The following is a 12,877-nucleotide window of genomic DNA, read 5'->3' on the forward strand; positions in this document are numbered from 1 at the left end:
GATGATAAGAAGGGGTAAAATGGGAAGATTACTCTCTCTACTGTTAATTGGCACGATGCTTGTTGTACCGTTCCAACCCAAGATTTCCTTGGCGCAGGTATTGACGGAAGAAGAATTGGGGCAACTGTCTGGCAGTGAAGTTCTTATTTCGGATATTAAAATGCAGGGAGCGGCATTGAATCCAGAGGCTACAGCTTACGGAACGGTTGCTAACTCAACTGTTGATGGGCAAGCTTTTACGGAAGCATTGCGTTTTACGACGAATGTGCAGCCAGCAAGTACGTATCTTTTACAATATGTACTTCCGATTCAAGCAAGTATAGAGAAAGATGATGTAATGTTGGCAACGTTCTATGCGAGGACGCTGAAATCTACGGTTGAAACGGCCGAAGGTACTGTGGCATTGGTCATGGAGAAAAGAGGTAATTTCGAAAAGTCGATAACGGAGACGCTTACCGTGCCTTCACAGTGGAAGAAATTCCTTGTGCCAATTAAGGCTGCTTTGTTGATGGAAACAAACACACCACAAATCGCTTTTCGACTTGGTTTTAAGCCACAGGAGATCGAAATCGCCAATCTTAAAGTAGTAAATTATAAGAAAGCGGTTACATTAGAAAGCTTGCCTAGCACTCCTGTTATTTATGATGGGATGGAAGAAGACGCACCGTGGCGTGCAGAAGCGAATCAGCGGATTGAGCAGATCCGCAAAGGTGATCTGCAAGTTGAAGTGAAGGACGCAGCTGGCCTTCCTATCCAGGACGTAGCTGTTCAAGTGAAGATGACGAAGCATGACTTCAAGTTTGGTACGGCTGTCAACAGCACGATGATTAATGGTACAGATGCGAACGCAGAAACGTATCGAACCAAGCTTAAAGAAAATTTTAATTCTGTTGTTATGGAAAATGAGATGAAGTGGCAATGGTGGGAACAAGATCGAAGCCGAACCGTTAATCTCTACAATTGGTTGGGCTCCAACGGTTTTGACATTCGTGGTCATGCCTTGCTATGGGATGGAGCTACTCGTTTACCAGCAGATATTCCAGGCCTTGTGAGCAATAAGACAGCGCTTGAGAAGCGTATCCAAGATCACTTCCATGAGCTGGCGGGATTGTTCAGGGGGAGATTGTATAACTGGGATGTGCTGAACGAGCCTGTTCTAAACAGCATGATTCGCAGTACGTACACCGACCAAGGTGCACTGATGGCGAATTGGTTCAAAATGGCCAAAGAAGCTGATCCTGCGGCTAAACTTTATGTCAATGAAACGCAAATTCTTGGCGTAGATGCGCCGGTGATTGCGAATTTCTCAGGTATTTTGCAATCAATGAAAGATAATGGCGCTCCTATAGATGGTATCGGAATTCAGGCGCACTTCGGCAGTACGCCGGTGAGTCCGATGGCTTTCTACAATCAGCTTACTCACTTCACGCAGTACGCGCCTGAAATCGCGATTACGGAATTTGATGTAAACTCACCTAAAGAAGATATCCAAGGGAAATTTACACGAGATATCCTGCTTGCTTCATTTAGCCATCCAAATGTGAAATCGTTTACGATGTGGGGGTTCTGGGATGGCGCTCATTGGCAGAATAATGCCCCGCTTTTCCGTCAGAATTGGACATTGAAACCATCAGGCGAACAATGGCGAAATCTTATCTACGGAACATGGTGGACGGACGTAACGGGAACAACGAATGCGAATGGTCAGTATCAAACGCGTGGATTTTATGGGGATTATGACATTATCGTCACCAAAGGTGGCGTAAGTCAGACAGTAAAAGCTTCCTTATTGCAGGGGCAAGATAACAAAGTTTCAGTCGTATGGGGTGTACCATCGCAAGGTGGAACGACGGAAACCTTCGTACCCGTATCTCTACCTGCTCAAAATATTGATATCACAGCGCCAGTGTGGCCGTACGGCAGCACCTTTGGTACTTCTAATACATCACCAACCTCGGTCAGTGTAACATGGCCAACTGCGCACGACAATCTAGCGGTTAGCGGTTATCGGGTTTACAAGGATGGCGAGTTGGTCAAGCAAGTACCAGCAAACGTGACGAGCTATGACATCACGGGTTTAACGCCGGGTCACAGCTACTCGTTCACGGTGCAAGCGTTGGACACACAAGGTAACACGTCCGTACTTAGTCAGCCAATCGTGACATCAACAACTTCCGGCGTAGACAGTGAACTTCCAGGTTGGACTAAAGGCTCCGTGATTGAGATTGCAGATCTTGGTCAAACCGGTGCACAGCTTTCATGGCCAAATGGCGTGGATAATGACGGGGCGGATGGCTATCGTATTTATGTGAACGGACAAATCTGGGCAGATGTGAGCGGAACGAGCTATGCCCTCGTAGGATTAGACCCGAACAAGTTGTATACGATTCGCGTGGAGTCGAAGGATAGCGACGGCAATTTATCAGTCGGCGGACCGATCGTCACCTTCCGTACGCTGGGTGTAGAAGACACAACAGCACCGACGTGGGACATTGCTTCGAGCTTGTCCGCTTCGGATGTGACGACGACGGGGCTGCAATTGACTTGGAACCCTGCGCAAGACAGCGGAGGAGTGACCGCATACCGTGTGTTCCAAGACGGTAAGCAGATTGTGACGCTGCCGGCTTTGGTGAAAAGCTTTACCATCACCGGATTGACTCCAAATACGACGCATGTATATAGGGTTGAAGCGGGGGACGGCCAAAATAACTGGTCAATAACAGGTCCTGGGTTGTCGATTAATACCCAAGCAGGACCAGATGAAGACCGTCCGACATGGCCGGCTAATCGGAGCTTAGCGTACAGCGGGCTGGCCGACCATGCAGTAAATTTAAATTGGACAGCAGCTTTGGATGAGATTGGTGTTACAGGTTATAAGATTTTTGCGAATAATACGCTAATTGCAACCGTCGCTGGCAACATACAAACCTATGCGGTGACGAACTTGACTGCCGGTACGGCCCATACGTTCCGCGTCGAAGCGGGGGACGCTGCCGGAAATTGGTCAACGAACGGACCAGCCGTTTCGGTTACGACGTACCAAGGTGTGGTTCGTAAGCAGACGGTGATTTATCCGAGCGCGGATGCGTTCATCCAAGCGCCTAGCACGCTAGGTGAAGCGGGATCAACGAACAATCTGGATTATTTGCGCTTTAAGAATGCAGCTGGTGTATCGGGTAGCGATGCGAATAAAAACACAGGTAACAACCGGCGTGCATATTTAAAGTTCCCGCTGACCTCGGTCACAGGCAATGTATACGATGCTTCCTTGAATCTCTATGTTTTTGCGGTTCAGACGGCGAATATGGACATTAGCATGGATCTGTATAGCACAGGCGACAGCTGGAGAGAGGTGACCGATGCGGGTGGGGCGTCAATCAATTGGCAGAACAAGCCAGCGGATGGCTCGCTGATCGGCAGTACAATCGTGAGGAATGCTGGATACTGGAAGAAATTCAGTGTGACAAGTCAAGCAGCTGCTGAGAAAAGTGGCGACGGGACGATCAGCTTCAAGCTGCAAAACGACAGTTGGCTGGATCAGAACGTCGATTTCTATTCGAAGGAAGCTACAGGAGCGAACGTCGCATTAAGACCTTATCTAACAGTTGGAACAGAAGAACTTCCAACGGATACGACAGCACCGACGTGGACAGGCGCTAATTTGGCGGTAACGCAAGTAGCCCCGCACACGGCGACCTTAACATGGCCAAGTGCGCAAGATCTTTCCGGTATTAACCGCTACAAGGTGTACCAGAATGGTGTTGCCATTGCGACCGTGGCATCGGATGTATACAGCTATCAGGTGAATGGCTTAACGCCTGCGACTGCTTACACCTTCAAGGTGGAAGCGGTAGACATCGCGTTAGAATCAACGAACGGGCCATCTGCGTCGCTCACGACGCCTGCCGTTGATGCGGTTAGTCCTGTATGGCCGACAAGCGCAGGTTTGACCACACAAAATGTGGGTCGGAAAGCGCTAAGACTACATTGGTCAGTCGCGGATGATAATTACGGCGTAATGGCCTACGATGTGTACCAGGGCGCTGCGCTGCTGGGGACTGTCACCGGCACGACTTATGAGGTGTCTGCATTGGTACCAGGAACGAATTATCAGTTCCATGTCGTGGCACGTGATGCGGCAGGTAATACAGTAAGTAGTCCGGTACTCTCCACGGCGACGCTTGCTGGAGATGTGACGCTGCCAACCTGGAGTAATGGAAGCCAGCTGAATCCCACGCTGATCAGCGCATCTCGCCTTCAGTTGAACTGGCCTGCGGCTGTGGATGATTCAGGTGTTACAAGCTATCGTATCGAGCAAGACGGTTCAATGGTTATCGAAGTGCCGAATGATATTCGAAGTTATTTCATCAACGGCTTACAAGCACAAACCGCCTATATGTTTAAGGTTCGAGCAGTGGACGAAGCGGGGAACGTCTCCGAACCGCTGCAAGTGTATGAAAGTACGATGGTGGCCGATACAATTACGCCGCAATGGCCGACCGGCTCGCGTATAACGTCCACAAGCGTAGGTAATCAAATCACTCTAGAGTGGGATGCCGCTGTGGACAATGTTGGGGTGATGCAGTATAACCTTTATCGCAATGGCGGGTTTGCGGCTTCCGTTGCAGGAGCAACAAGTATTGTGCTGCAAGATACCGAAGCAGCTGTTTACAAAGTAGAAGCACAGGATTTCCTAGGGAACTCGACCGTCTTCGGGCCGAGTACGAATGATCCAGAAATCCCAGTTCCAAGTGATAAAACAGCACCTGGATGGCCTGATGGAAGTGCGTTGACACAAGGCATCGTGACATCGAATTCCGTTCAACTCTCATGGAGCCAAGCGATTGACCGCGTGGGCGTAACTCAGTATAAGCTGCTGATGAATGGCAACGTCGTTACAACTACGCCAAACACGACGTGGCAGGTAACGGGATTATCAGCGGATACCGCTTATGACTTCAAGGTTGAAGCGGCAGATGCTGCGAACAATTGGTCAAGCAATGGTCCGAGGTTGAGCATCAGAACACAAGCTGTTCCTGCTCCAACGGGGCCATCTACAGGGACGGGGACGCAACCAGAGCCTGGGAAACCGACGATTACACTTAACAACGGGGAAGCAAAAATTACTTTCCCAGCAACTAGCGTAACAACAAAAGATGGGAAAGCCACAGCAACCATTGATAAAGCAACACTGGAAGAAGCCTTTAAGAAGATGGATGCACAAGCGAGCAGCACGAGTTCGAAAGTAACGCTGCAAGTTCCGCAAGTCGCAGGAGCTAACAGCTACGCACTTGAACTGCCAACGGAGTATCTCACACAGCTAACTTCAAAGCACGGGCTTGAAATATCAACGGAACTTGGCACAGTTGTTTTACCTAGCCATATGTTTGCTAATAACGCAGCAACGGCTGGCCAGTCTACGCTTACGATCAACATTTCAATCGATAAACTCCCTGCACAAACTGTTCTGAAAGGCCGAACAGGAGTCGTCGTCGATCTGCAATTCACGGCATCTGGCCAACCGATGACATTCGAGAACAAGGATGCTATCGTATCAGTCAGTATTCCATACGTGCTATCTTCAGAAGAGAAAGCTCATCCTGAACTGGTAAATGTCTGGTATGTGAACGCACAGGGTGTAGCTCAACTCGTACCGACAGGCAGCTACAACGTTGCTACGGGCAGCATGGAGTTCAGCACAAATCATTTCAGTATGTACGCAGTTTCCTACAACAAGCCAACTTTCCAGGATCTCGCTTCCACGACGTGGGCTCAGAAATCTATTGAAACGCTTGCTGCGAAAGGAATCATACAAGGGGTTAGCGCTCAAGCTTTCAATCCGACGGCTTCCATTACTCGGGCAGACTTCACGAAGTTATTGGTTGAAACCTTTGGACTACAAGCGACGGCCGAGACTCATTTTGCGGATGTTCAGACAGGTGCTTATTATGAAAAAGCTGTTGGAATTGCGAGTAAGCTCGGCATTGTTAATGGCGTAGATGATCAACACTTTAACCCGCAAGCTAATATCACTCGTCAAGATATGTTCGTCATGATTACGAGAGCCTTGGCTCAAGTGAACCAATCATTACCTACAGGGAATAACGCCAATACATTCACGGACGGAGTTGATATCGCTTCTTATGCGGTCCAATCCATTCGTGCTCTCGTTCAACAAGGTTTAGTCGAAGGTAACGCCGGCAAGGTGAATCCACGGGGCAATACGACTAGAGCTGAAACTGCCGTTATGTTGTACAGATTATTCCAATTTATCTACCAATAAATTGAAGCTCCTCAACCGTGCCTATACGTAGGTGCGGTTTTTGTCGTATTTTAAACAAAAAAGTACGATTCCTGCAGTGAATAAAACGCTTACCTCATTGCTCACGATCGAAATTGGGCATATTATTTAACTACGACACTTTAGGCATATCATCGTCTGTTTACAAGGGGAGATCAATTTGATTAACTATATGGTCAAGAGCCTGAAACGTTCCCTGAAATGGAGGCTCATCTCCATCATTGTCACCATTCTGATTTTTACAGTTTCAACAATTGGTATTTCTAGTTATATCCAGACGAAGAGTTCCGTCCGTAAAGATATTGATCATCTGAGTATGCAAGTTCTCAGGCAAGCTAACATGAACTTAAATCGATATTACTCAGAGTATGAGTTAGCCTTTCTTATGCTGAGCAACAGTCTCGAAGTTCGAGATTGGATGCGAGTCTCTTCCCCAAATGTATCTTCTGAACTCATTCGTACGTACGAAAGAATCAAGGATAACTATTTGAATCGCCTATTTTTGCAATATCCAGAGGTATTGTCCGTCTCTTTGTATAACCCTAACGGGAATGAGCAGCATTTCGTCAATACGTACGCCCTTCCCTTAAAATACTCGATCAAGAATGAACCTTATTTCGCCCAAAGCGGCAATTATGAGAAGGTCAAATTTATAACCGGCATTTCCGAGAATTACATTGATGCAGCGAATCAGAAAATGAAGATCCCCGTGTTGACCCTTTTTAAGCAGTTGAGTAATGGTTATTTGAAAATCGATATTTCACTGAAGCCGTCTCAGAGTGTCATGTCTCAAATTAATATTGCGAGCACGGGCTCAGCTTTCGTTATGGATCAAACCGGTACGATTATTCATCATTCTCATTCCGCAGAGGTGATGGGGCATATGGATGACCATATTGTGCAAGCGGTGAAAGATCAGCAGGAGGGTTCTGTTTTCGACAAAACGGGAAAAGAGCTCATCATTTTTCAAACGATTCAGATGACAGGTTGGAAAATTATTGCGATTCTCCCCTATCAAGAAATTGCCCAAAGCATTAACTACACGAGAAACGTCACGATTGTTATTGCGATATCTGCGTTGATTATTTCGGTTTTGCTCACCTATTTTGCAGCTTCTTCCATTACAAGACGGATTCTAGGTTTGCGTAAAATGATGAAAGCGATGCAATTGACGAGCTCCTTCCATTTGCGGGCTGAGGTAGAGGGAGTCGATGAGGTCGCTGATTTGAGTATATCCTTTAATAATCTGCTTGGTCATTTGGAGCAATCCATTCATGATCACGCGGAGACGCGCGTTTTGCAGCATCGGGCTGTGATTTCCGCGCTTCAGTCGCAAATTAATTCGCATTTTTTATATAACACGCTCGAAACGATCAATTCCATGGCTGTCATTGCGAAGCAATCGCATATTGGTCATGTAGCTGTTAATCTCTCCAATATGCTGCGCTACACGTCGGATTTCAAGAATATGAAAGTGATTCTCAAAGAAGAGATCAAGCACTTGGAGAATTATTTGACCATTATGAAAGTCAGATTCAAAGATGAAGTCACGTATAGCATTGAGGTACCTGAGGAGCATTTGCAGGCGATCTGTACGAAAGCACTTCTGCAGCCGCTGGTGGAAAACAGTATTAAACATGGAAGAGAAACGACGGGGGAATCCGTACATATCCATATTCGCGGGGAAGTCGTGCAGGGGGATAAGGGGGACAAGCTGCTTCTCACGGTTGCTGATAACGGACCTGGATTCTCGGCGGAGACGTTAGTCCGATTAACGCAGGAGCAAGCGGATTCACACGTCCATCAGTACCGGCACAAACAAGTAGGTCTATCGAATTTGGTTTACCGTTTGCATATGTTTTATGCGGGAGAAGCTAAGATTACGTTCTTTAATGATCCCATTTCTGGGGGAGCGGTTGTTGAAGTCTTATTGCCATTGCAAGGTAGTTTGGATACGTAGAGAGGGGAGCACAGGCGGATGAATAGACTAATCATCGTAGACGACGAAGATTTGATTCGGGAGAGTTTGGCTATCCAAGTGTCTGAAATGGAAGGAGTTACAGTATCCGGAACGCTCCCGAATGGCAAAAAAGCGCTGGATTGGCTCCAGGGTAATTACGCAGACATTTGTATGACGGATGTTCGGATGCCGCTCGTAGATGGGCTGCAATTAATGAAAGAGATTAATCAATTGTATCCTTGGATGATCTGTATTGTGATTTCAAGCTATGATGATTTCCAATATGCCAAAAAGAGTATTGAGCTTGGCGCCGTCGATTATGTCCTGAAGCCGATGGATAGCAGCCTATTGCAAGAGGCTGTCCAGAAGGCCAGCGCACGCATCCGCAGCAGCCGGCGTAATGAGGCGAATCAGCTTCTGCTGCACAAGCTGCCCGTCTATAAGCCGATGCTGGACAGCTGGCTGGAGATGGTGTTGTCCGTCTATTTACACGGGCAGCCGCTGATTATCGTAGATACCTTGGCGATGTTGGAGTCGTGGGTGGAAGGGCGTTATGAGATTCTAAATGAGCTGTCTATGGCATGGACATCACTTGTCATCGAGGAGTTGAAGAAGCAGGACATCCACGTGAAGTATGAGGAAGGTGAGGACGTCGAGCTTGGTGAGCATAGCCTGAAGCACTCCGATGTGCGGCAGTATTTCCGATTATGTGCAGTGAGAAGGCTTGAACAAGCGGCTAATATTCTGATGGATCGCGCACGCAAGGCGAAGAACCTGCAGAAAGAGAGCGTCGTCGACCAAGTCAAACGGTATATCGAAGAGCATTATGCGGAGAATTGGGGTTTACAAGAGCTAGCGGATCATGTGGCGATGAGTCGTTCGTACTTAGCGAAGCTTTTTAAAGAGCAGGCAGGGATGACGATCTGGACGTATTGCGTCAACGTTAGAATGCGCAAAGCACGGGACTTGTTGCTCACTTCTTCCTTGAAGAGCTACGAGATTGCCCTACAAGTTGGGTACGAAAACAGCATTCACTTCTCGCGTATCTTCAAACAATATCATGGCTTGAACCCGATGGAATATAAGGAACGGTTTAAAGGGGATTAAGGTGAGGAGTAGGCAAAGAGTAAGCACGAATCGGGCATAGAGCAAGTACTTTGCCGCATTTGCATCGCAATCGTGCAGTAAAAAGCCTTTTTACCTCAGTGTGTTGAAAGCGATTTCAGTATAAATTTAGGGAGGTTGAACTTGGGCCAAATTTGAGTGAAGAGGTGAATGCAGAATGATTTCACGCAGAAAGAAGGTTTATGGTGTTATTGGGTTAGCGATTTCGATGTTGGTGAGCGTGGCTCCTCCAGCATTGGCAGCAAGTACGGTGACGCTCTACAAAGACACGACGTACCAAACGATTTGGGGATTCGGTGCCGCAGCTAATCACCCGGTGAATGAGTTGAAAACGAATTACAATGCAACAACGCAAGGGCAAATTCTAGATAAACTGTTCCGCACGGATGCCTCTAACGCAGGGTTGTCGATCGTCAGGATGGAGATCAATCCCTATACGGCTGCGCAGGATGCTGTGCAAACGACGTTCATGCCTTCTTCAGGTGTGACGGATTGGAACACAGATCTGCATCAAAGATGGTTCGCCCAAGAGGCGGAAAATCGCGGGATGAATCAGTTCTATGCGGTGCCTTGGAGTCCCCCTGGCTGGATGAAAACGAATGGATCACCGAATAACGGCGGGCATCTGAGCACCTCGCAATATGACAATTTCGCCAATTACATGAAGACGTATGTGAATCAGTATCGGAATGTATTCGGATTTAATATTAAATGGGTCAGCGTGCAAAATGAACCCGATTTAGCGACGCCTTATGCGTCGACGCAGTATACGAATAGTGAACTGGATCAAGTATCTGCGAAGGTTGCTGATGCGGTTCACAGCTTAAATCAAGGCGTGTTGGTTGGTGCGCCAGAGGGCTCGAATCGAACCGCTTCCAACAACTATATGAACGGATTCAGTGCAACGACACGGGCGAAACTGGATTTTGTCTCGGTACACGATTACAGTACGTATGTCGATGTGAATCATTATGGTAAACCGCTGATCGCGACGGAGGTTAGCAATTTCCAAACCGCCAATGATCCGAGCATCACGGATGGGTTGAAGTGGGCGAATATGATTGCCGCCGATTTGAAGCGAGGCGAGAGAGGCTGGCTTTACTGGTGGGCGGTCAATCCGGCAGCAAGCACCTCAGGAGAGGGGCTCATAAATCTAGGGGCCAATAATTCGTACACAGTGAATAAAAGACTTTATATCATGGGGCAATTCAGCCGTTACTTACGTCCGGATGATACCCGCATTCTGGCATCCTCGAGCGACAGCAATCTTGTTACTATTGGAGGGAAGAATGGGACGGGGCGCGCGTCTGTTGTGCTGATCAATAATAGCACGTCAGCGATTACGACGACGATTAGCGGTCTGACATTGGCTAATGTGTCCGGAAGACGCACCAACGCCACAGAGGATCTGGCCAAATTGACGGATATGGCTGTGACTGGCGGTGCTATTACGGTTACGCTGCCGGGCAAGTCCGTGACGAGTTATGTTGAGTATTAAGTGATAAGTGACGTTTAACCACTGCTAGATGTGGGTATCCTTTTACTAGAATGATAGATTCAAGTGAAAGGTGGCGTGTGGCGATGACAACAGAGGCGACAACTGTATTCAAACCCGTCATTCCTAGCAAAATTGCAGAGTCCATTGAGAGCCTGCGTGGGGAAGGTTGGACGGCGGATGATTTTTTGAACTTTCCCCGATATGACGAAGAGTGTCCTGAGGCTCGTCTGTTATATCACTATTTCCGAAACAATCGTGTAACCTTTGCGGCGGCGGTCATCAATAGCTACAGCGTTCAGGAGATGAGCGACGTTCAGCGAGATGCGATGCTCTAGAGCGGGAATGAAGCATCGGTCACATGTAATTTGATTTCCGTAACATCCTCATCATCCCCATACCAGTCCCAATACAGCCACCGCCGATTCTGGCTCAACTTGTTCTAGTAGCTACTATGATGAATTAACTGTATTTTCTGCAGGTAATTACAGCTGATTTTCGCATTTATGAGGAATAACTGGATTTCCTACAGCTAATTGAGCTCATAATGATTGAAAGGAAGGAATTTGGCTAAATTAGCTGTGCATTTTACATTTAATTACTTATTTTGGTTGAATTACAAAAAAAGATGTGGGTTATCCAGTTAGTTGTCAGCGAAAGGTGAACAAGTGGTTCGGTGAGTGAGAGTGTGGACAACGTGTAACCGACGGATGGTGGTGGAAGTCTGTGAAGTCCGTGAAGTCCGTGAAATCCATGCAGCGCGCAGGCCGTGCAAGAGCGGGAAATGGAAGTTGTGTGGATATGTCATATTACATGACATTAAATTATGATTATCAACAAATCATAGAAGGTTATAATCTCCTGTGTAATGATACTTGACACCTCATAAATCAACATGTATACTCTAATTAACCGCACGACGATGTGCAACTAATATTCGAGGCAATGGCGCCTATCCTACCACAGGATAGGCGTTTTCTGTCTTTTTGAAAGGGTGAATACGATGATGAAACACATGAAGAACCTTGTTTTGTTTATCCAATGTCTGCCTGTTGCTTTGAGATGGTACTAGTCATTTCATGTTAGGTTTCAATACGTATAAGCTCCATGTGTGTTAGACAACTTTTAACGCGGACGCTCATCTAAGGGTGACCGCGCTTAAAGGTTTTTTCTCGTTTTTATCTAAACTTCATACTTTGGGTAAACTTTCATGATACGATGATGGCAAAGCAATGTGAATAGGTTGCATGATTAGGATGGAAGGGAAGTCGCGGAATGCCAGATGAACAATTAGCGGTTTTAGATGTGTACATTGAACAGGCCGGCTACGATGAGGTGCCGGATATTATTAAGGGGATTCATTTTACAGTGAGGCAAGGGGAGCTCGTGGGATTGTTAGGTCCGAACGGTGCCGGCAAAAGCACGACAATCAAGAGCCTACTCGGTTTGTTGAAGGATTTTAAAGGCAAAATCTCCTTCATGGGTGAAAATAAGAGCTACGCCTATATTCCAGAGCATCCCATTCTGTATGATGAATTGACGTTGTGGGAGCACATGGAGTTCGCGGCATCGGTATATGAGTTAGACCGCACCGTGTTCTTAGAGCGTGCTGATGATCTCTTGCATCGGTTCCGCCTATTAGATGAGAAGCATCAATTGCCTGGGAAATTTTCCAAAGGGATGCAGCAGAAGATCATGCTCATTCTTGGTTTTTTGAATAAACCTGATGTGTATATCGTGGACGAGCCCTTCATTGGGCTAGATCCGAAGGCGATCAAGGATTTCTTGGGGATGCTGGAAGAGGAACGGCAGCGTGGGGCAGGAATTCTAATGAGTACTCATGTGTTAGATACAGCGGAGCGGATTTGCAGTTCATTTGTGCTGCTTTCGGGTGGCAGATTGGTTGCGAACGGTACCCTGCAAGATATTCAAAAACAATGCGACATGCCGGATGCTACTCTATTCGACTGCTTCCATTCCTTACTATGAGAGGGGG

General features: G+C 47.1%; 6 protein-coding genes. All 6 read left to right on the plus strand.

Annotated elements, in window-relative coordinates; genetic code table 11:
• The first annotated feature begins 19 nt into the window (after positions 1-19).
• Complete coding sequence (locus ASL11_RS30640; protein WP_056623370.1) at positions 20-6,283, plus strand: fibronectin type III domain-containing protein; 6,264 nt, start codon at positions 20-22, stop codon at positions 6,281-6,283.
• Positions 6,284-6,461: 178 nt separating this feature from the next.
• On the plus strand, positions 6,462-8,261 hold the full coding sequence (locus tag ASL11_RS30645) for a cache domain-containing sensor histidine kinase (RefSeq protein ID WP_056623374.1): 1,800 nt from the start codon (positions 6,462-6,464) through the stop codon (positions 8,259-8,261).
• Between the two features lie 18 nt (positions 8,262-8,279).
• Positions 8,280-9,368, plus strand: coding sequence for a response regulator (locus tag ASL11_RS30650; RefSeq protein ID WP_056623377.1), 1,089 nt, complete (start codon positions 8,280-8,282; stop codon positions 9,366-9,368).
• Between the two features lie 175 nt (positions 9,369-9,543).
• Positions 9,544-10,884, plus strand: a complete 1,341-nt coding sequence (locus tag ASL11_RS30655) for a glycoside hydrolase (RefSeq protein ID WP_056623380.1) — start codon at positions 9,544-9,546, stop codon at positions 10,882-10,884.
• 83 nt (positions 10,885-10,967) lie between these two features.
• Positions 10,968-11,219, plus strand: coding sequence for a hypothetical protein (locus tag ASL11_RS30660; RefSeq protein WP_056623382.1), 252 nt, complete (start codon positions 10,968-10,970; stop codon positions 11,217-11,219).
• A 937-nt stretch (positions 11,220-12,156) separates the two neighbouring features.
• A complete protein-coding gene (locus tag ASL11_RS30665; RefSeq protein ID WP_056623385.1) occupies positions 12,157-12,870 on the plus strand; it encodes an ABC transporter ATP-binding protein in 714 nt (237 codons plus the stop codon).
• The last annotated feature ends 7 nt before the right edge of the window (positions 12,871-12,877 follow it).

The sequence above is a fragment of the Paenibacillus sp. Soil750 genome, from assembly GCF_001428045.1.
Classification (GTDB): domain Bacteria; phylum Bacillota; class Bacilli; order Paenibacillales; family NBRC-103111; genus Paenibacillus_E; species Paenibacillus_E allorhizoplanae.